The organism is Bacillus sp. PSXD-155, from assembly GCF_049310765.1.
Lineage (GTDB): Bacteria > Bacillota > Bacilli > Bacillales > Bacillaceae_G > Bacillus_A > Bacillus_A cereus.
The window spans coordinates 20,590-40,346 of sequence record NZ_JBMOWC010000042.1; the positions used below are offsets into that span (position 1 = coordinate 20,590).

Sequence of the window (19,757 nt, forward strand, 5' to 3'; positions counted from 1 at the left end):
TACCTCTTCCCCCTTTATATTTGGAATCAAAAAAGCACTCAAATATTTGAGTGCCTTCTAACTTGTTACTTGTTCTTTTTCTTCTAAATCACGCAAGATGCGATTAATCTTGTTTTCGACTGCTTGATAAACACTTTTGTCAATGTGGTCATTGTGAGCTAACATTTGAAATTCACTGTAAAACTCGCCCATTTCTTGATTTTCAACTTCAACTATTGATTTGCCTAACTGCGCTAAAAAGAACTTATCGACCAGTTTTAAAACCGCTAAATCAGATTCAAAAAATTCGTTAACCGTTTTTCCTTTCCAATTTTCAATAGAGAGGGAGTCAAACGGGCTATCTTCTTGCTGAAACGCTTCTTCCGGAATCTCTTCATCAATTCCCATCATTGTTGGCTCTTCTACTGGTTGCGGTGTCTCTACTGGTGGCAAATCTTCTTGTTCTGGCTCTGATGGTTCTTTCTTAATTTGTTTTTCCTTTCTTTCTCCTAGAAAATCTACAATCAGTTTTTTCGGTTCTACATCATCATGTAAGGAGTCGATATCTATATCTAAAATAGATTTATCTGTATCGAACTCTACTCCTAAATACTCCCATCTATATTTTAAAGCTGTTTCTCCCGTATTATAAATCGGACGTGGTCTGATACGCTTTCGATTATTATCTTGACGTTTTATGACACGAATAACGGCACTTTCTCCTTCTTTAAAACTCATTAGTTCATTCGGTGTTAACAATGGGCGTTGATCTAGACCTTCCGTTTTATTTTTATCAGTAGAAAGACCTTTTCCGCTTCGGGAAGGTAGGTTAATTGTCTGATTCCCCAACTTTTTGGACACTTTTTCGGCGGTTTCTTGATCGTTTGTTAGAATGTAAATCGTATTCCCACAGTTTCCATCAATGGTATCTGCATCTTTATCATATTTATTTTTCAATTGTGAATATGCTTGAATGATAAGATTAAAACGAATGTTCCTGCCGAGACAAACCGTAATAATATTAGCCATTCCTTCAATACTAGGCATATTTCCAAACTCATCTAGGCAAAAAACTACCTCACGATGACATTTTCCTCCACGAGCGAGGGATGCACCCTTTGCCAATATAAAATAAAGCTGTCTTACGAAAATAGAAGCAATGACATGATTAGAAGAATCATAGTCTGGTGTAATCATAAAAATAGCGACTGGTTTATCGAAATAATCCACTGTTATTACTTGTATATCTTCATTTTCTTCTACTACTTTAAATTCTGTATCACCTGTCTTTTCATCTATTTTCATAATAGAAATAGATGTTTTCTTTTTCTTATTTCCTTTTTCATTAAATTGAATTGTATCCCCAATTTTTATTACTTTCTTAAAATCTAATGCAAAACGTCCTGTAATATCTGATTTGATTGATTCCTTTGAACCATCCGGAAATACAATTTCTATTCGTTTTCTAGGTGTCGCTCTTCCTTTTATCGTTTTTCCAAAACCTACACGTTTTAAATCCACACTATTTTTTGCGGTCATTTTAGTAATTTCATCAAATGTAAAAATAGATAAACCGTTCATTGTTTGTGTGAAAATCCCACCTCTAGCTTGCCCTTTTGAGAAATTAGAAGTTGCATATTGCATTTTTGCAACACTGTCTGATGGCAAACTCTCAAAATATAGATCTAAAGCATTTTTAGGTGGCTCCTCTGGATCTATAATTATTTCTTTTGAACCAAGTTCCGATAACATGTTGGCTACTGCATACATCGTTATTTTTTCTTCTGTTCCCTCCTCAATACATTTATCTGTTATAGCTAAAATCATTGCATTACATAAGCTCATAGCGCAATCTTGCCAAAAAGGATCTTTAACACCTGGGTTATAATACAATGTGTGTGAAAGTGTTTTACATAATGCCTGTGCGGTTGAATAATCCCCATCTTTATAAGCATCTTTGACGAGCTGCAATAAGTTATAACTCATAGAATCAAGTGGGGTTAATAAATTCAAAACTTCAATGTGATAGCCTCTTTTTTCTAGTGTTTCTTTCGATGCACTGAAGAGCTCACCTTTTGGATCATTAAAAATTAGGGAGGGTTTATGTTCCGCTCTAGAATAGACATCAATTGTAGGAAATACAAAAGTTTCCCCTTTACCAGAGCGTGTTGTACCAATAATTAAATTGTTTACCGGACTATCATCAATAAATACCTTTTCACCTAATCGAGAGATAACAACACCACCCCCACCTTTAAATGATTTCTCTCGATCTGGTACAGCTCGGTATTGTTTTTTCAGCTCTTCAACTGTTGTAAAGCGACTAGATCCTTTCTCATGATTATTTAAATTTTCAAAAGAAGATTTTAATTTGTACACTGTTCTTGCAATGGTTCCAATTACTACAAGGAAAACAAGCATGTAGTAAATCGGATGTTCTGCAATTGGCATCTGAAAAAGAAATCCTACCTCCATATGAAATGGTTTGGGATGTAATAAATCACTAAATGTTGTTTCTATCAGCTCTAAAGTTAGGTTTAATAAAAAATTAGCGATTAAAAACATTCCAACAAACAAAAAAGCACTCAATGGAATGAGTACTTCTTTTTCAGCTAATTTATATTTGATTGATATCTTTTCACTATACATATCAAAGCATCACCTCTGTTCAATCTAGCCACACGTATTACTACTTTAAGCCAAAGCCCGAATCATAATTATATTTTTCATACTCTGTTATCTTATCGAAATCATTCGATACATCTAAAGATATGATATACCCAAATTTCTTAGTAATTTGGGCATCTGATGGCATTTGTTGAAAACTTGCTACTACTTTTATATCGGAATCCTTCATTTGTTGGAGAAAGTATATAAAATCTTCCTGACATAAATAATTGGTTTCATCTACAATTACGTATTCATATTGTTTAGCTATATTTATCACATCTTCTGTAATTTTAAAATTCCCATACCCCTCATTCGATTCACAATCCAAGTGTTGTAAAGTCACATTACCCTCTGTTTGCTTCCCGAATGCTTCGTCTTCGTATTCCCTCAGTGGATCTAACACTAAAACTTTTGATAAACTTAAAGCCATTTTCTTCAATTCCCTCGTTTTCCCTGTTCCCACTCGACCTACCACCATTAAACTTTTATCTAGACTTGAAATTTGTACTAAATTTGCACTATTAACAAACATCTATATGACCCCTTTCAAATTAAAAAGGTACTCTTTTTATGAGTACCTTTTTGGCAATATCAGTTGGTTTTTTCTTTATTTACTCGCTACCATCTTTTCATTTTGTTTCAGAACTGACTTTTCTTGATTCGTTGTTTTCTCTGGTTCTGTTGGTTTCTCTGGATTTGTTGGTTTTTCCGGTTCTGTTGGCTTCTCTGGATTCGTTGGTTTTTCCGGTTCTGTTGGCTTCTCTGGATTTGTTGGCTTTTCCGGTTCTGTTGGTTTCTCTGGATTTGTTGGTTTTTCCGGTTCTGTTGGCTTCTCCGGTTCTGTTGGTTTCTCTGGTTCTGTCGGTTTCTCTGGTTCTGTTGGCTTTTCCGGTTCTGTTGGTTTCTCTGGTTCTGTTGGTTTCTCCGGTTCTGTTGGCTTCTCTGGATCTGTTGGTTTCTCCGGTTCTGTTGGCTTCTCTGGTTCTGTTGGCTTCTCTGGTTCTGTTGGTTTCTCTGGTTCTGTTGGCTTCTCTGGTTCTGTCGGTTTCTCTGGTTCTGTTGGTTTTTCTGGTTCTGTTGGTTTCTCTGGTTCTGTTGGCTTCTCTGGTTCTGTCGGTTTCTCTGGTTCTGTTGGTTTTTCTGGTTCTGTTGGTTTCTCTGGTTCTGTTGGTTTCTCTGGTTCTGTTGGTTTCTCTGGTTCTGTTGGTTTCTCCGGTTCTGTTGGCTTCTCTGGTTCTGTTGGCTTCTCTGGTTCTGTTGGTTTTTCTGGTTCTGTTGGTTTCTCTGGTTCTGTTGGTTTTTCCGGCTCTGTCGGTTTCTCTGGATTTGTTGGTTTTTCCGGCTCTGTCGGTTTCTCTGGATTTGTTGGTTTTTCCGGCTCTGTCGGTTTCTCTGGATTTGTTGGTTTTTCCGGCTCTATTGGTGGCTTTGGTTTTTCTGTCCCTGTATTTTCCGTATTACCATTCTCACCCTCCGTTATAATTGGTGGGTTCACAATTGTATCTGGTTTCTTCTCTGGTGGAAGAATATCACCTATACTCGCTACTGAAGAATCAATATTTTGATCACCGAATGCAAAATGATCTCCATTCACGGTGACTTGTGGCTTGTTATCTGTAATAGCTGCAATCACATTATCTTTTGTTGTATCTTGAAGTGTTTTATCTGTTGTTTCTTTATCAAAGAGTGCTAGAACACGAGAAGTGGTGTCATCCCCATTTTGAAGATTACTTACAATAGATTTTTCCTTAAAATTAATTTTTGATTTATCCAGCTCTTCGAGTACATAAGCAACTTCATTATCCTTACTTTGAATTGCATTCTCTGTAATTGCTTCAAAGTCTTGTTTGTTCAGATCTTCTTTCTTTTCCTCCGGCTTATTCTTATCTACTTTTTTTGTAATAGCTGATTTACTTTTTGATGATTCCTTACTTCCAAACCAACTGCAACCTGTCGTACTTAATATCAATGAACCACCAAGAAAAACAATTCCCATTTTTTTGTACAGATTCTCATAATTTAAAGGCATGTTATTCTCTCCCCCTTAGATGTTCTGTAGATCTTTATCAATTTTTTCAATCTTAGCTTTCTTTTCTTCTTCACTTATCGTAGATTGTTGAATATCTCGTTTCTCTAATTCTTTGACCTCTTTCATTACATTTTTATTTCCTTGCGTTTTAGCAAAGGAATAACAATCTTCATATTTTTTTAGATTTACAAAAGCTTCAACAATGAGCTTTTCACGTCTACCGTCCATATTGACTTTACCCTTAAGCTTAATTACCTCCTCATATTTCTTATTAAGTGCTGCCTTTTCAAAGTCGATTACATCATTTTTGACATCAATTTCATTGATTTTATTCATGTTGTCTATCCCAATAAAATAAGCAACCACACTTTCTGCAAATTTCGGCTCATATTGTAATGCTTTATTTGCCTTTCCGTTTAACAAATAAGTAAATAAAACTGCCTTCTGACTATCTTTATCTAATTCTGTGTAATTGACCTTATCGAAGTATTTAACGGCTTCTCCATACTGCTGAATGGCTGCCTGTTGTAATCCTTTTACTACATATTGTTCCGAGCCAGCATTTGCACTCGAAACTGGTTCGGAAGAGAATAACTTAAAGGCAAATATGGCACCAGCTCCAATTAACACCACGCTTCCTATGACACTCGCAACAATCTTGAATCCTTTTCTATTTTCCTTTCCAGGCTTTACTAGCGTTTTTACTTCATCCGCTGGACTATAAGAGGGTTCTTCCTTCCTTTCTGATGATTCTTCTTGATATTCATATTCTTCATGAAAAGGAGAATCATTGATTTCTCTTTCTAATGTTTCTAACAGCTCCTTCTTTTGTTCCTCTTGTTCTGGATCTAATTGCATCACATTCATTTTTTTAGAAATGTGATCAAAAATGTGATCTGCATATCTCGAACCAAGTGATAATGTACCGTTATAAATTTCATTGGAATGACTATCTAACAAATCGAAATCAATATGTTCTTGTCTCCCGGCTTCTCTATAAATACGTTCTAATTGTTTCGTTAAGATATAAGCTTCATGAAACGAATATTGCTTACCCGACTCAATTTCAGTTCCATTGCTACTCTTAAAAATGACAAACATGGCTTCTCCTTTCTTCCGTTTAATTTAAATTCACTTCGACTGATCTCTTGAATTACTATTTTCAGCTTTATTGGTTGCGTACTTATGATAGATACAAAAAACAGAAATCAATACCCAAATAACGATGAAGAATGTCAAAGCTCTTAACAGCCCTTCTGTTGTTGGTACTGTCATAATCGGTTGTATATTACCAATAACCGAAACGCTCTCCAATACACTTGGTAATCTCATAATTAACACCCCGATTGCTTAATAAAACTAAAATTCTATGAAAAAAAGGCAACAAAAAAAGCCATACCCTTTGCATAGCCTCCTCATTGCCTTAATTATATTTTTTCACTATTTCATCCAGAAAAACGGGAATAATATTTGACCAAATTTCACATTGCTATTTACGCTCTCTGCTAAGTATTGGCAACCCATTACGATAACAAGTCCGGCTGCCCCACCAAGAAACCACCATATACATTTATGTCTTCCTCGTTCACCGCCCCAAATTAATAGATAAGCACCCCAGCAAAATACAATCGCTGTACTAACCATTGCCCCTCTTTGCATCCATGCAATAAAAGAATTCCCTGTATTAATTAGACCATCCATCGCATCACCTAACACTAACATTTGAGATAATGTTTCCAACATTGACATATACATTCACTCCCTTTTCATTTTTAAATGCTTCTTATACGTTACTAAGCTGACTTGATTCATTCGCCTTGCTATCGTCCTTTACTTCTGTTGATGTTGCTTTATAAGCTTGCAAAGCCTTCATTACTAGATCTTGATTTTCTTCAATGTATTTCTGATGATGTAAATGAAGCCAATGGTTATAATCCTGACCATTGGCTCTTAATAGGTTTGCTACCATATCTTTTTCTTTTTTTAATTCCCTTTGTGTAATCGCCACTGTATCACCACCTTTCAATGATTATGTGATTACTTCTGATATTGCTCTTTGCAATTTTGAACAAAATAGGTAACTTCTTTTTCAAGTTCCGAAAGTTTATCAATTGTAAATTTAATCTCTTTTTTCACCTTACCTTTTTCATAATATGCAAGAGTATCCCTTCTTTGCGATAATCCCCAATCATGAGGGTTACTTGTACTTGGAATATCGTCACGATTTTCATCTAAACCTTTTACTTCAATCGTTTCTTTTTCAGCTATTTTTTTTACAAGGAAGATCCAATCTTCACTATGCCTCATGTTAGACGTTAGCATAACAAAACCTGTTCCATCCTCACTCATAAATTTCTTCATTTCTAACGGACTAAGTTCCATTACTTCCCCTTTTCCCGAACTAAAGACAAATGTTGAACCAATACCAATTGCAATTAACAGTCCAACAACAGCGGAAATGATCCACCCTTTACGACTCATATGTGTTCCTCCCTATGTCATATTTTTATAAGCGATTTTGAAGTGTGATGAGACACTTTTAAACTCCAACATCTGTCTTTATTTTATAACATTTAAAGGAAAGTGGGATAGAAAATGGAAATATCATTTATGGCTGGAATGACGAACCCTGTATTGGCATGCGTATAGAGACTAATCCCGACCTAGCTTCTATATGCCCAATACCGCACTACGTATTTTGGCTTGAACGTAGAACCTTATGTATCTACTGTTGTGATGTTCCTCGCTTCTTCAGAATGTCAAAATGGGATATTCCTCACGAGTACTGACACAAACAGGTCTTTGATACACTGCATTTCCCAGTGGTCACAGATGAGTTTTACGATCTTACTCACCCAACGATAATCGTATACCTAACCCCTCTAGTGACCTTTCGAAGGGAGGCACGCATATATATTGTATATTTCACCTTTCTACATCATTACTGAAAGGAAGAGATACACAATATATATCTAAATTGTCAAAGAACAACTTACTTTGTGCTATGTTCTCAGCACACTTCAAAATCGCTTTTTTTATTTACATTTTTGTTTGACAGCTACTAATTCCGCATGTTTATTTTTTCGTTTAGCAATTAAGTTTTGATGTTCATCTCTAACCGAGCGCACTTGATAATAAATTTGAGCCACCTTTTCAATGCTTCCTGTGCTATTTTCAATTGCGATGGTACCTTTTAGTTCGTATGTTTTTCCATCAAAAGTTTTAACACTATGAGCTTGTGATGCCGCAATATCATAAAATGTGAGTCTTTTTTCTTTTCCCATATGAACGCCTCCTATTTTTGATAAAGAAGGGAGAAAGTCGCTTCTCCCTTGTCTAGTTTTCTAGCCATCTAGATAGGATGAAATAGTGAACGAGTGCTTCATATCATGCTAGGATTGTTGTGTTATACGAGGTTATGATGCGTTGTGCTGCCTCTTTTCCGTATATGTGTTGTAATGCGGATTGAGATTCAACTACGATTGAATGCTGAATGTGGTATGTTGCGCTTTCTTTCAAAAACTGCTCCATATGAGGGATTGGGTACAAATCATATTGATGAAATACCAGGTGAATCGGTCTTATATTCTTGCACTCTGTTAGATATTGAAGAAAATTTGATAATGCTTCCCCTCTCTCTTGATACGTACTCGTTTCCGTTTCTACACTGATGTACACAACGGATTTTTGTTTTAGATCCATTTGTAGCATTTCATAACCAGTTAATAAATCATGTTTGATGATGTGATACCCCTGTTTTCGTTTTTCGTGATGGGTGTCTTCATAAAAGATACCTTTTGGATCAAAAATGAAAATAAAATCGTTGGCGTTTTCTTTTACACCTTCTATGACCGTTTTATAAGCTCCAAAACGAGCTTTTATGACACCTGCAACCTTTTCCCCTTCATTCAGTTCTTTCAACGCTCTAATCACCTTTGTATACTTCTTGGATACGCCTAACATGCGTTGCACTCCTTCCTACTTCATTTTCCTCTTATGATTACTACTGAAACCAAAAATACTCTCTCTCTGGATTTAATTTTTCACGCTGATATTTTTCTAGATTGTATAGCAATGTAACAATTATCGTATCCCTTGTTTCTTCTGAATAAAAACCTAACTCATGGAAGATACAATAAGCTGGATGCTCCTTCTCAAGCGAATTTACTACTTCTACCAAGTTTGCCTCACTTTCATATAATTTTTCTGTGAACTCAATAGCTTTTTTCACATCTAAGTAATACAAATTTTTATGTCGTTGATTCAGATACAAAATACTTCCCGCCAATAATTTTGTAGCGTGTTCTATACAATAATCATGCTTTTTTATTGGTTTTATTACAGTTTGAGCGATAGAAATTGCTTGCATCAATTCTTCAGACAACCAAGCACTCTTGCGCTGCATATCGTCTTCCCCAAGTTTCCCTATTTTTTTCATTTTACCGACGTAGATTTCTGACATCTCATATCATCTCCCTCTCGGTTTCTTATATCTTGCTCCCTATCCAAAAAACAACGATCCAAATGGGAATAACGAGTATACATGCATTCCGACATCCAATAGCAAAGCCTAACGGATTTTCATCAATTTCGCTAAAATGAGCTTCATATTCTTTCATATTAAGATTGAGCTTTCTTACGGTTTCTTACTGCAAATACAGCTCCAATTAAGCCGAGTACGACACATACAAGACCAATCCATTTTATGTATGGATTTTCGGCTTTACCGCCTGTTGTCGGAAGATACGTTTCAATTTTCTTTGGCGTTTGTTCTAGTTGTGGTTTCATAACAATCTGTTGTGGTTTCTCTAGTTGTGGAATGACAGGTTTTTCGGTTACTTTTGGTTGTTCCGGTACCTGCGGTTGTGGTGCTTCTGGTTGCTCTGGCTTTTGTGGTATTTCTGGTTTTTGTGGTTGTTCTGGCTGTTCTGGTTTTGGTGTCTCTGGTGTAGGTGATGTTGGTTTCTTCTGATCCTTCACCGTATGCTTAATAATTTGACCATCCTCTTTAATTTCAAAAGGGAATATCTCTTCATTCAGTAAATAGCCGTCTGGTGCGAATGTTTCTTTATACGTGTACTTTCCATATGGAAGCTTGAATTTTGCAATGCCGTTTTCATCCGTTTTTCCTTTTGCAACTTCTTTTTCTTGCTCGTTAAAAATAGTAAATTCAGCGTTCGGAAGCTTATTGTTGCCATCTGCAATATCTACCTTTCTAATCTCTAATTCTCCTGTGATGTGCTTATTTTTCGCTGTTAGCATGATTGTCTTTCCTTGTTCCGAGATACTAAAAGGAATAGATACTTTCGTTAAAACATAGCCAGTTGGTGCTTGCTTCTCAACAAATGAGTATGCTCCAAATGGTAGGTCTTTCACTTCAATCAAACCGTTTTTATCACTTTTGTGTTCACTAATTTTCATACCTTTACTATCTTGAAGAATGAACACCGCACCTTCTAATTTTTTATCTGGATTCTCTCCATCTACTTTTAGAAGTTGCACGTTTCCTTTTACTTCTTTATTTTCAACCGAAAATGTCAGTGTTTTTCCTTGCTCTTTAATCTCGAATGGATATTTAGTTTGATTCAGAAGGTATCCTTCTACCCCTTTTGTCTCAACAAAATAATACTTTCCATACGGAAGATCCTTCACTTGTGCAATCCCTTGCTCGTTTGTAATTGTTTTTGTGACTTCTTTTCCCTCTGCTGTATACACTGTGAACTCTACTTTTGGAAGTATTTTTCCGCTGTCACTTAATTTCTTAATCTCGATGTTTCCTTTTACCTTAGTATTTTGCACTGTAATTGTTGCAACCTCACCTGTTTTAACTTCAATTTGTTGTGGCTGCCCATTCAGTACATAACCAGTAGGTGATTTTACCTCTTTAAGAGTATAAGTTCCGCTTTCTAAACCAGAAAGGCTTGCTGAACCTTGCTCATTTGTAGTCAAAGTGCCTACTTTTTGATTTGCACTGTTCATGACTTCAAATACGGCACCTTGTAGCAATTCTTTTTGTTCTCCTACTTTTACAACTTTCAATCCACCAAGAGATTTCCAGTTTACTTGTAGATCGGCACTCACTTTTTCCTCATTTTTTTCTAAAAGGACTGTTGCATCTTGGACTTTATCAGTTCCTTGATAAGCGACTGCCTGCAAATTAGAAAGATTAGATGTTACTTTTAAGGAAAAGTTACCTGTTTGAGAGGATTTCGGTATTAGAATACGGAATTGTTCTCCTAAATTGAATTGTTGTTTCGCTTCACCTTTTGTAGAAACAACTTTTGTTCCACTCGGTGCATTAGCTAGTTGAACCGTAAATACACCGTTCTTAGCGTTACTTTTTATTTGATAGACTGTCGTTTCAAAGTACTCACCATTTAACTTTGCTTCTTGATTATCTGTTGGTGTTACATTCATGTACAGGTCTTGTGTTTCCTGGCTTGCATTTGCACCACTAATAATAGCTTTTACAGCTTTCGCAACATTTCCATTACGATGCTGAACTTCATTGATGTCAATTTGACCCAACGCTGTCCAAACACTAAGCTGTGTCGCATAATGCGCTTCTTTCCAGTCTGAAACACCTAATTCTTCTGGACTTTTTTGCGGATATCCATTTAGAAGAACCCGATACACAATATCATCTGTGCGCCCCATTTCTGGAAGATCATTACCGTTAGGACTTAATTTTCCATACGTTAAGCAATACGCAATTTGCCCATTCGTATTTTTCAACAACTCTGTCCGTAGGTCTTTCCCATACATGGGACTAAAACTCCAATCCATTTCGTACTTCTCACGATTGATGACTTCAGCACTTGCCTTAGTAAGTGGAAATACAAAACTTAAGACAATTAGAAGCATACTCATAGCAATGAGTAACGTTTGATACGATCGTTTCAACATACTAACAGCTCCCTCAAATGATATGCAGTTTTCAAAGATCAGTTTTTGAATCATTAATTCTATTTGAATTACTAGTTTTTTTTACTATAATTAAACTTATATGGTTACTTTGGAACTTAATTTAGTAACTTTAACTTTTTTTATTTATTCTCGAACTCGGTAATAAGTTGGTATAAAAAAGTATTCGACCGGTTTATTAAAAAACTTAGCAATTTTTTCTGCTCTTTCGGAATTAACACTTGTTTTTCCTTTCTCGATCGCATGAAGAACTTGAGGTTTAATATTAACTTTTTGACCGAGTTGTGTTAAAGAGTAATCTTTTGATTGCCGTTCACTTAATAACATAAGTATTAAATACCTCCTCTCGATTAGTATAAATTAAGTATACATCACTTTTAAAGTGAAAAACAAGTATAATTTACTAAAAAATAAAATATTTTAGTTTCATTTACTTAAATATATACAAAATAATATGTATTTTATACTCATTTTAGTATTTTTAACGTATCTGAAATATGAATTTATATGAAAGGACTAAAAATATGAATATTTTTAGCGAGCGTTTACGGAAATTACGCCAAGAACGTAGTTGGTCAATGAAGGAGTTAGGGGAAAAATTAACTGAAGTTGTAGGAACTTCTTTTAGTTCTGCATCTGTATCGAATTGGGAAAAGAAAGGATCAGAGCCCCCCTACAATATCCTAGCTGCAATAGCACAAATTTTTGATGTCAGCGCTGACTATTTAATAGGAATTAGTGAAACAACTACTCTAAATAATGAATCACCCACAGAAAAAATTGAGCATAAACAAGATATAATTAATAATGTAGAATTATATTTGACAATAAGCGAACATGAAAAAAAACAAGACATATATACAAAAGTAAAAGAGTTACATCAAGAAATCCTTTTATTACCTCCTGAAAAACAAGAACGATTAGAAAAAGAGTTGACTGAATATCTTAGGTTTTTTGGATACAAATACGATCAATTACATGTAGACTTCGTTAATTTCACCAATTATCTTCAACATGAACTACAAAAAAAGGTCTCTAAATATTAGAGACCTTTTTTGTATATTACATGTCATATTTTAATTCAATTAATCAATAAACAAACTGTTTAAGTAAAAAATACTAATTATTAGATTGATATTCTATCTTAATAGTTATAAAATTAATGCATAACTAATTTTTTCGTTCAAATTATTGTAAATAAAAAAAAACCCACCGCTCAGTTTTTAATTGGTCTCTAGGTCGGCAAACTTCGAACCAATTAAAAACTCCCACAGGTAGGATTTTAATTCACACTATAAATGTATGTGTTTTTCTTTAATGTCATACTTGATATTAAAATTATACCATAAGGCGCATACAATGTGAATATAAAACCTCTGTTTTTCCTGTTTATTTGCGGTGGGAAAAATAGGAGGTTTTTTTATGCTACATGATTCTTCTAATATAAACATTGAAGATCTAACTGGTAACATCCAAGTAGGCACAAAAACATTCAAGACAAACATGAAATTCAGTAAAAAAAATAAAAAATCAAAATTCCTCATGCATGGGCCAAAGTTTTTTGATGAGCTTCGTATATATTTAATCAAAAATAACGAGCTTGGAAAATATGCTTTGCCTTCATCAGCATTAGCCACTTACATTTTACTTCACTATAAGGTAAATGATTTAGGGCGACTTCCTCGCGATTTCAAACTATCTACTATCGCGAACGAATCTGATATCCCCTATACAACTATTCATACAGGTTTCCAAGCTTTACTTCATTCTGGACTTGTTAGAGAAATTTTTATTAATGGGATGATTCCAGTGTATGAAATTTGCAACTATGCAAGATTAAATCATACAGCAAAAGAAACAAAAGATAACAATGGAAAACTTTCATATTTTCGAATCCCTAACTTATTGTTAGAGACTTCTATTTTAAAAGAATTAGTTTCTCATCGTGATAGCAAAGGTATTATTGAATTTTTAAACCTATGCACTAACTTCACTCATCAACTTGAATATAGCAAAAATTCTGTTGAAGATTATTATTTCACTCGCAACATGGACGGCTTAAAGAAGCGTTTAGGGCGCAATGCAAAAAAAGTTCGTAATTACTTAAAAATTATCTCACCAGTTTTCAAGTTTGATGCTGCTATAAAAAAGGTTAGAAACCCACGTAAAGGACGGATAGCTCGTATACGTGAAAAAATCCAACAAATTGTTATCACTCAATTTACAGTTAGCATGAATCCTGCATGTGTAATTGTAAATGATCGAGTTGAAATTAGAAAAACTGAAGCTAAAATGCGTAAAGAAGCAACAGCCCGTCTTGAATCTATTGGCATAGCATTAACCAATAAAGATCGTAAAGACATTGTTGTTTCTTATAAAGGAGAAGTATCACGAATCGCTACATATATTAAAAACAAACAACTTCGTGATGATTTTATGACGTATACCATGAGTTATGCAATGGATCAATGTGAAAGTTTCTTAGAACTTGGAGAAAAAATAAAATCAATCGGCGGCATGATACGAGCAAAACTGCGTGAATCGTTTATTCCATGGGCAGAACGATATTTAGACGATGATACACGTCATGCACTTGTATTGGAACTCATTTCTCATGATATTGATGTACCTGATGCATTCCGACTTACTTAAATTTTAAAAATGAATAGATTATAAGCCTTGTTCAAAAAAATCGATAAAGACAAGGCTATTTGTCATGTTGAAATTTAATAGACAGTCCTCTTATTACTTTATTAATCTAAAAACAGTAGGTTTGATTTTCATCCTCCCTACTGTTTTTTATGTTTTCATATACAAAATTACGCCAAAATACTTGTGGAATTGTTAATAATTTAATAACTTAATTGTGTAAACCTTAATAAATTATTTTAAAGCTTGTATAGAACTGAATAATATGTAGCTGTACTTATGGAAAAGTTAGTATTTCAATTCGAGTTTTCAGACAACTCTTGCATCCTTAGAGCCACAAGAGTTTCCAAGGTTTTCTTTTCATCTATATAGTATTTGTATCTTTTATATTATTATTGAACCTTTTATATAATGATTGAAATTATTACTTAATAAATGAATCTATACATAAATAAGTGAAAAATTAATAAAAACTCTATTCTTTAATACATTTAAATTTTATAGGGAATCCTGACCAACCCTCGTAAATAGAATTAAAACTTTTAGGGAAACTTGACTAGTTTTAGGGATACACAAGGGTTTTCAGAACCCCCCTAGAATTGCTACAGCAACTCACCTAATCTTTAAATCTCACATTAGGAGTTGATTGTATGAGTCAAGTAATACCTTTAGGACGTCCACAGCGTCCATTAAACAGTTCGGACGTTGTAAACGTCCTAAACATCCCTGCAAGCACGTTGCGGACGTATACAGGACACTTCAGACACTTTGGACACAGTTTTAGTAAAAAGAATGGCCGAATTTTGTATTCATCGCATGATCTACAGCTTTTTCAAAGGATGATTCAGTTACATGAGCAAGGTTTTGGAACAATCCCTGAATGTGTTGTAAACGTCTTAAACGTCCAAAACAACGTTGTAGACGTCCACAACGTTTTAAACAGTGTGGAGGACACAGCGGACAACGTGGACAAACAACTTAAACAATTTGAAGACAACATTGCTCCAATTGATACAGTAAATGAAATAGCGAAGATTAAAGAAGAAATGAAGGAATTGCGAAAGTATATTGATGAAAGTATAAAAAAACGGGATCAACTATTGATACAAACATTGCGGGAAGTATTAGAATCAAAACAAAAGAAAAAGAAGAAGTGGTGGCAATTCTGGAAGTAATTCGTCTACTGTTTAACTGTGGAAATCAGAGTTTTTAAACAAAGAGTCCTAGATAAATATATTTATTTATCTAGGACTCTTTGTTTCTGAAGTGTGTATAATAAACTCTTTTCCCCTCACCCTCTCCAATATTTATTTTCTATTTCCGATCCGTACTCGTATTTGAATAACTTACAATCCCATATCGCTATTCACGTTATATAAATATCGTATAAAAAAATATATTTAATGTATAACTTATGAAGTTGAACGATTATACCAGGTCCGAAAATACTCCAAAATACATTTTTTATATTATTTTTATAGATTAAATGCATTATATATATACCTGAAAGGTATTGAAAATATGTTTTTAGTGCAAGTTTAAAATTACGCATTGAATTCATATAAAAAAAATATAAAAAATATACAAAAAATGAATGTTTCGTATTGAAATTTTAACCAGAAAGGTTTATAATGTAATTAAGATATAAAAAAGAGACAAAAAAGGAATAAAAATTATATGAAGAAGGTGGTTATTAAATATGATGATGAGAACGGTCGCTGATATTGGGAATAGTGAATTGAAAATGATGATTAACGGTGAGTTAGTTAAACAACAAAATGTAAATAAGCGTATATTTGGTCGTGTGAAAAATAAAGAAGGAAGTTTGCAACATAGTGTAACAAACTTAATGGATGAAATTTGTGTTCATGTAACAAGTGATGCAATTGAGCGTGATGGGAAATTCTATGTAGGATACCGTGCTGCACATTCAAATGGTAAACCAGATGCTCTTGATATTGAGTTAGGAGATAAACATAAGCGGGATCTACCTGTAGTTAATGTTTTATCTGTTATGGCAAGTAAAGCGGTTCAAACAATTTATAACGAAGTAGGAGAACTACCAAAAAATATTGAAATACCTGCATCACTTATCTTAGCAATTCCTGCTTCCGAGTATGAACCATCTAAAGCTCGTTTTCTTGAAAGTCGTTTTAAGGATAATGAGCATGTTGTAATCGTATATTTAGGAGAAGAAAAAGTAACAGTACAAATTACATTTGAAATTGTAAGGGTAACTCGTGAGGGTGTTCCAGCCTTATATGCGATTTTCGAAGGGAATTCTGATATGTTCACAGATTTCAGTAAGCTGTATGATTTAGAAAATATAGATGGTCAATACTTTAAAGATAAGAAAGTTTTACATGCTGATATTGGAGATGGTACATCCGAGTACATTTATTCTGATGGTTTAAACCCTGTTCCAGACGCGTGTTGGGGCGAGAAAAGAGGGATTGGTCATGCAATAGAAGGAGCAATTAAATTGCTACAAGAAGAATATGAAGGCGGTGTAGATATTAATCGCCAGCAATTTAGTGAATTAGTTACTGACTCTGATGATAAAAAGCATGATAAGGCTGTAGAATTTTTAGAAGAAACTCGATATATGCAAGCTCAAGGGATTTATAATGACATTGAAAAATCATATATTTATAAAACATCTAGCAAAGCCGAAGTTCTAGCAGTTTATGGGGGCGGAAGTATTGCCTTGAAAGATGATTTATATAAAAAAGCATTAGAATTTTGTAAAGTAAATGATATTCAATTACTATGGATTCCTCAAAAATATGCAACAGAAATGAATGTTAGAGGAATGGAGATTTTAAGCGATAAATTAGTTTCTAAGGTGACTAAGAAATGAGTAAACAAAAGCAGAGAGAACAATATAACTGGAATTTTAAAAAAGAAAAAAATACAAAATTCCACGATTGGCTAGATGCACAATCTAACATATCGGAATCGTTAATCACATTAGTTTTACATTTTGTAGATCAATATGGAATAAATGATGTAACAGACTATGAAGTATCTAAACAAATGCAAAGGGATCTATTCATGAAGGAAAAGTTTTACCAAGACATTTCAGCATTATTAAATAGTCCGAATATTAACAGCGTGAGCTGTAATCAATATAAAGAATCAACAGTTGAAGTAATGGAAAATGAAGTTGAAACAGAAGAAAACGAAAAAACCAATGAGAAAATAGATAAGAAAGCAATTATACAAAACAAGTCAGAGTCAATGGAGAAGAAACCATTAGATGATAACTATTTGAAAGATGTTGATGAGAGCGCGATATTTGGAGAGTGAGCGTTGATTTAAAACTTATGGTTCATTGAATTGAAATTAACAAATCAAAATCTAAACAGGAAAGATCGAAAGAAGCAAAAAACAACAAGATGCATAATGACATGAGGGAGTGCTTACTTATTAGAGAAGGCACTCCATTTTTGTATTTTAAATAAGAGATGTTTTATTTAATACATACTTTTACACAATGAAAGTGGTGAGTTTATGGAAATGCAAAGTAGTAAACAAAAAAAGCGCCCTCAAATTTTTAATTCTTTGCTGTTTTGGGTATTTATTCTTATTATATTGTTCTTATTTAAATCAGCTTTTTTACAAATCATTGGTATTCTATTGATTATTGCTTTTACTTGTTTAGGGTTTTATTATCTCGGTCATTTGTTGTTTGGCATAATATCTTTAATTATAGTTGTAGGTAGTGTTATATTTGCCATATGTATTTTAGGATATTTTTTATAATATTGAAGCGTAAGAAGGAATGAGGATTATGGAAAAGTACCCAGTGGAATTTACAATTATATCTCCAAATTGTGAAGTGTATGAACCGGATATTGTATACATTACAGCAAATACCCCTGATGCTGCTATCAAACAAGTGGAAAAAGAAATCGAGTCCAGAATGGGAAAGTATTATACATATAAAGTTAAAATTAATATTCAGAATGAGGAAGAGCAACTTTCCTTATTTTAAAAGATTTTAACAAGGTAAATTAAATCTAAAATTTATTTTGTGTGTAAATAAAAATAGAGGGGATTATCCCCCTCCGTTTCCATGTGCATATTGAACAATTAGGTCTTTGACAACTTTACTTACCGGAGTTTGTACACTAAATGTTAAAGCCACAGCTATTAACAGTCCAATAGATTTATGATGTAGTTTCTTCATTTAAATCACCCTTTTTAAAATATATTCTTCGTTTTCCTGGACAACTCGAAATATTCGCACGATTTAAGGTAGTTCTTTTGCTCATAATATCTATGCGCTAAATGCTCTTGATATTCCTTAGTATACTCTGATATTTTCCGTTTTTCAAAATATTCAATACCTTCTAAAATGATAATTTCTAATTGTGAAGCATCTACATTATCATTTAATGCTTGTAAGATGCGAAAATGATGTAAATACTCTTCAATACCAAGATTTTTACAGATGTTTATGCCTCGCTCGATACGCTCACAAGCTTCTTCTTTTTCGAGTAATTTAACGTATTCTCTTGCTTCTACGAATAAAGCTTTATAGTTGTTTAGCATTTTTTTATTAACTTCTGAAAGATATTGAATTGCTAAATCAGGACGTTCCTGTTTGGCATGCATTAAAGCTATGTTTTGTTTTACCATTAGTATGAAGGTCTCTTCTTTTATTGTTTCAAAGGTGTTTAATGCTAATGTATAATGCTTATTCGCAAGTTCAAATTCATCTAACTCTGCATAAGTTAATCCCAAAAGATTATTACAAAAAGCAAGGTTAGTTTCACATTCAGCGTATTCAGAAAATATTTCTTTAGCCTTTGATAATTCTTGTAAGGCTAAAAAGCCATTGTATGAATCATACAATGTATATCCTAACATATAGTGAAATTCAGCAACCTCTAATTCGTTATTAATATATTTTAATAAGGGTTTCGCTCTATCATAGAAATTCCTTGAAGATGGATAATTTCCGATTGCATTATAGTAAATCGCTTTAAAAAAATGGTAATAATATGTTAAAAAATTATCCTGTGGTATAGAAAATGTATTAATAATGTCAAAACTATCCGTAGAAATGCCTAGGTTGTTAAGTAAATAATTATGACGAAAATCTATGAGGTAGTAATGTAACATCAAATTTTGGTCTTCTTTAAATTCATTTATAACTAAGTCGATCTCATCTTTTAAAGAAATTGCTTCATCAAGATCTCTTGCTCGAATTTTAAAGTACCATTCATTTAAAGTCTGAATCAATTGTTCATTCCCTTGTTCATTCCCTTTCACATGAACGTTCATATCTTTCTCCCCCATCATCCCATATCCCGTAAAATAATGGGAATATTCTCATAATAAAATAATAACAGAAAAGCAATCATGTATTTTATTAAAGTCTATGTTTCAATATTATTCTGAATATTCTGAGTTTGGGTTTAAGACTGTAGTGTTTTGAAATTTTTAGTTTATTTGACCAGAATAATATAAATTTATCCAATTATAGTATAACATTTAC

At 33.6% G+C, this 19,757-nt stretch carries 22 protein-coding genes; 7 read left to right on the plus strand and 15 right to left on the minus strand.

Annotated features, from left to right (window positions below; genetic code table 11):
• Positions 1-57 precede the first annotated feature (57 nt).
• The 13 genes from ACO6VI_RS26340 to ACO6VI_RS26400 all read right to left on the minus strand — a co-directional run bounded on the left by ACO6VI_RS26340 (position 58) and on the right by ACO6VI_RS26400 (position 11,929).
• Positions 58-2,628, minus strand: a complete 2,571-nt coding sequence (locus tag ACO6VI_RS26340; protein ID WP_422424483.1) for a VirD4-like conjugal transfer protein, CD1115 family — start codon at positions 2,626-2,628, stop codon at positions 58-60.
• Positions 2,629-2,668: 40 nt separating this feature from the next.
• Complete coding sequence (locus ACO6VI_RS26345) at positions 2,669-3,181, minus strand: hypothetical protein (RefSeq protein ID WP_422424484.1); 513 nt, start codon at positions 3,179-3,181, stop codon at positions 2,669-2,671.
• 75 nt (positions 3,182-3,256) lie between these two features.
• Complete coding sequence (locus ACO6VI_RS26350) at positions 3,257-4,678, minus strand: hypothetical protein (RefSeq protein WP_422424485.1); 1,422 nt, start codon at positions 4,676-4,678, stop codon at positions 3,257-3,259.
• Between the two features lie 15 nt (positions 4,679-4,693).
• Positions 4,694-5,779: a hypothetical protein gene (locus ACO6VI_RS26355; RefSeq protein ID WP_422424486.1), complete on the minus strand. Its 1,086-nt coding sequence runs from the start codon at positions 5,777-5,779 to the stop codon at positions 4,694-4,696.
• A gap of 30 nt (positions 5,780-5,809) precedes the next feature.
• Entirely contained in the window at positions 5,810-6,010 is a 201-nt protein-coding gene (locus ACO6VI_RS26360; protein WP_001239233.1) for a hypothetical protein, read from the minus strand.
• A 108-nt stretch (positions 6,011-6,118) separates the two neighbouring features.
• Complete coding sequence (locus tag ACO6VI_RS26365; protein ID WP_000062187.1) at positions 6,119-6,427, minus strand: hypothetical protein; 309 nt, start codon at positions 6,425-6,427, stop codon at positions 6,119-6,121.
• A 34-nt stretch (positions 6,428-6,461) separates the two neighbouring features.
• Positions 6,462-6,686, minus strand: a complete 225-nt coding sequence (locus tag ACO6VI_RS26370) for a hypothetical protein (protein WP_098557014.1) — start codon at positions 6,684-6,686, stop codon at positions 6,462-6,464.
• Positions 6,687-6,715: 29 nt separating this feature from the next.
• Positions 6,716-7,159 carry a hypothetical protein gene (locus tag ACO6VI_RS26375; RefSeq protein ID WP_422424487.1) on the minus strand — a complete coding sequence of 148 codons (444 nt, stop codon included), beginning with the start codon at positions 7,157-7,159 and terminating at the stop codon, positions 6,716-6,718.
• 554 nt (positions 7,160-7,713) lie between these two features.
• Positions 7,714-7,962: a hypothetical protein gene (locus ACO6VI_RS26380; RefSeq protein ID WP_000514061.1), complete on the minus strand. Its 249-nt coding sequence runs from the start codon at positions 7,960-7,962 to the stop codon at positions 7,714-7,716.
• 103 nt (positions 7,963-8,065) lie between these two features.
• Positions 8,066-8,641, minus strand: a complete 576-nt coding sequence (locus ACO6VI_RS26385) for a hypothetical protein (RefSeq protein ID WP_081144116.1) — start codon at positions 8,639-8,641, stop codon at positions 8,066-8,068.
• A 40-nt stretch (positions 8,642-8,681) separates the two neighbouring features.
• Positions 8,682-9,140, minus strand: a complete 459-nt coding sequence (locus ACO6VI_RS26390; RefSeq protein ID WP_081144117.1) for a TRAG family protein — start codon at positions 9,138-9,140, stop codon at positions 8,682-8,684.
• Positions 9,141-9,298: 158 nt separating this feature from the next.
• Positions 9,299-11,584: a SpaA isopeptide-forming pilin-related protein gene (locus ACO6VI_RS26395; RefSeq protein ID WP_422424489.1), complete on the minus strand. Its 2,286-nt coding sequence runs from the start codon at positions 11,582-11,584 to the stop codon at positions 9,299-9,301.
• Positions 11,585-11,728: 144 nt separating this feature from the next.
• Positions 11,729-11,929 carry a helix-turn-helix transcriptional regulator gene (locus ACO6VI_RS26400; protein WP_048536239.1) on the minus strand — a complete coding sequence of 67 codons (201 nt, stop codon included), beginning with the start codon at positions 11,927-11,929 and terminating at the stop codon, positions 11,729-11,731.
• A gap of 197 nt (positions 11,930-12,126) precedes the next feature.
• On the opposite strand from ACO6VI_RS26400, the gene ACO6VI_RS26405 reads away from it, so the two are divergent.
• The 7 genes from ACO6VI_RS26405 to ACO6VI_RS26435 all read left to right on the plus strand — a co-directional run bounded on the left by ACO6VI_RS26405 (position 12,127) and on the right by ACO6VI_RS26435 (position 18,248).
• Positions 12,127-12,648: a helix-turn-helix domain-containing protein gene (locus ACO6VI_RS26405; RefSeq protein ID WP_422424491.1), complete on the plus strand. Its 522-nt coding sequence runs from the start codon at positions 12,127-12,129 to the stop codon at positions 12,646-12,648.
• 376 nt (positions 12,649-13,024) lie between these two features.
• Positions 13,025-14,254, plus strand: a complete 1,230-nt coding sequence (locus tag ACO6VI_RS26410; RefSeq protein WP_422424493.1) for a hypothetical protein — start codon at positions 13,025-13,027, stop codon at positions 14,252-14,254.
• Positions 14,255-14,901: 647 nt separating this feature from the next.
• Positions 14,902-15,426, plus strand: coding sequence for a MerR family transcriptional regulator (locus ACO6VI_RS26415; protein ID WP_422424495.1), 525 nt, complete (start codon positions 14,902-14,904; stop codon positions 15,424-15,426).
• 524 nt (positions 15,427-15,950) lie between these two features.
• Positions 15,951-17,111: a hypothetical protein gene (locus tag ACO6VI_RS26420; protein ID WP_422424496.1), complete on the plus strand. Its 1,161-nt coding sequence runs from the start codon at positions 15,951-15,953 to the stop codon at positions 17,109-17,111.
• Positions 17,108-17,560 (plus strand): hypothetical protein, encoded by a 453-nt coding sequence (locus ACO6VI_RS26425; RefSeq protein WP_422424497.1) that lies wholly within the window; start codon positions 17,108-17,110, stop codon positions 17,558-17,560. Before ACO6VI_RS26420 ends, ACO6VI_RS26425 begins: the two co-directional genes overlap by 4 nt.
• A gap of 204 nt (positions 17,561-17,764) precedes the next feature.
• Positions 17,765-18,016, plus strand: coding sequence for a hypothetical protein (locus ACO6VI_RS26430; RefSeq protein ID WP_098773274.1), 252 nt, complete (start codon positions 17,765-17,767; stop codon positions 18,014-18,016).
• Between the two features lie 28 nt (positions 18,017-18,044).
• Positions 18,045-18,248, plus strand: coding sequence for a hypothetical protein (locus ACO6VI_RS26435; protein ID WP_422424498.1), 204 nt, complete (start codon positions 18,045-18,047; stop codon positions 18,246-18,248).
• A 63-nt stretch (positions 18,249-18,311) separates the two neighbouring features.
• Here the strand turns inward: ACO6VI_RS26435 and ACO6VI_RS26440 are convergent, their stop codons facing one another.
• Both ACO6VI_RS26440 and ACO6VI_RS26445 read right to left on the minus strand, forming a co-directional pair.
• On the minus strand, positions 18,312-18,443 hold the full coding sequence (locus tag ACO6VI_RS26440) for a Phr family secreted Rap phosphatase inhibitor (RefSeq protein ID WP_218923072.1): 132 nt from the start codon (positions 18,441-18,443) through the stop codon (positions 18,312-18,314).
• A 14-nt stretch (positions 18,444-18,457) separates the two neighbouring features.
• Positions 18,458-19,543, minus strand: coding sequence for a hypothetical protein (locus tag ACO6VI_RS26445; protein ID WP_422424499.1), 1,086 nt, complete (start codon positions 19,541-19,543; stop codon positions 18,458-18,460).
• Between the last annotated feature and the right edge of the window lie 214 nt (positions 19,544-19,757).

Excerpts from the sequence above, each read along its gene's own strand:
- ACO6VI_RS26340 (WP_422424483.1), bottom strand. The coding sequence starts at position 2,628 with ATGTATAGTGAAAAGATATCAATCAAATATAAATTAGCTGAAAAAGAA.
- ACO6VI_RS26345 (WP_422424484.1), bottom strand. The coding sequence starts at position 3,181 with ATGTTTGTTAATAGTGCAAATTTAGTACAAATTTCAAGTCTAGATAAA.
- ACO6VI_RS26350 (WP_422424485.1), bottom strand. The coding sequence starts at position 4,678 with ATGCCTTTAAATTATGAGAATCTGTACAAAAAAATGGGAATTGTTTTT.
- ACO6VI_RS26355 (WP_422424486.1), bottom strand. The coding sequence starts at position 5,779 with ATGTTTGTCATTTTTAAGAGTAGCAATGGAACTGAAATTGAGTCGGGT.
- ACO6VI_RS26360 (WP_001239233.1), bottom strand. The coding sequence starts at position 6,010 with ATGAGATTACCAAGTGTATTGGAGAGCGTTTCGGTTATTGGTAATATA.
- ACO6VI_RS26365 (WP_000062187.1), bottom strand. The coding sequence starts at position 6,427 with ATGTCAATGTTGGAAACATTATCTCAAATGTTAGTGTTAGGTGATGCG.
- ACO6VI_RS26375 (WP_422424487.1), bottom strand. The coding sequence starts at position 7,159 with ATGAGTCGTAAAGGGTGGATCATTTCCGCTGTTGTTGGACTGTTAATT.
- ACO6VI_RS26380 (WP_000514061.1), bottom strand. The coding sequence starts at position 7,962 with ATGGGAAAAGAAAAAAGACTCACATTTTATGATATTGCGGCATCACAA.
- ACO6VI_RS26385 (WP_081144116.1), bottom strand. The coding sequence starts at position 8,641 with ATGTTAGGCGTATCCAAGAAGTATACAAAGGTGATTAGAGCGTTGAAA.
- ACO6VI_RS26390 (WP_081144117.1), bottom strand. The coding sequence starts at position 9,140 with ATGTCAGAAATCTACGTCGGTAAAATGAAAAAAATAGGGAAACTTGGG.
- ACO6VI_RS26395 (WP_422424489.1), bottom strand. The coding sequence starts at position 11,584 with ATGTTGAAACGATCGTATCAAACGTTACTCATTGCTATGAGTATGCTT.
- ACO6VI_RS26400 (WP_048536239.1), bottom strand. The coding sequence starts at position 11,929 with ATGTTATTAAGTGAACGGCAATCAAAAGATTACTCTTTAACACAACTC.
- ACO6VI_RS26405 (WP_422424491.1), top strand. The coding sequence starts at position 12,127 with ATGAATATTTTTAGCGAGCGTTTACGGAAATTACGCCAAGAACGTAGT.
- ACO6VI_RS26410 (WP_422424493.1), top strand. The coding sequence starts at position 13,025 with ATGCTACATGATTCTTCTAATATAAACATTGAAGATCTAACTGGTAAC.
- ACO6VI_RS26415 (WP_422424495.1), top strand. The coding sequence starts at position 14,902 with ATGAGTCAAGTAATACCTTTAGGACGTCCACAGCGTCCATTAAACAGT.
- ACO6VI_RS26420 (WP_422424496.1), top strand. The coding sequence starts at position 15,951 with ATGATGATGAGAACGGTCGCTGATATTGGGAATAGTGAATTGAAAATG.
- ACO6VI_RS26425 (WP_422424497.1), top strand. The coding sequence starts at position 17,108 with ATGAGTAAACAAAAGCAGAGAGAACAATATAACTGGAATTTTAAAAAA.
- ACO6VI_RS26430 (WP_098773274.1), top strand. The coding sequence starts at position 17,765 with ATGGAAATGCAAAGTAGTAAACAAAAAAAGCGCCCTCAAATTTTTAAT.
- ACO6VI_RS26435 (WP_422424498.1), top strand. The coding sequence starts at position 18,045 with ATGGAAAAGTACCCAGTGGAATTTACAATTATATCTCCAAATTGTGAA.
- ACO6VI_RS26440 (WP_218923072.1), bottom strand. The coding sequence starts at position 18,443 with ATGAAGAAACTACATCATAAATCTATTGGACTGTTAATAGCTGTGGCT.
- ACO6VI_RS26445 (WP_422424499.1), bottom strand. The coding sequence starts at position 19,543 with ATGAACGTTCATGTGAAAGGGAATGAACAAGGGAATGAACAATTGATT.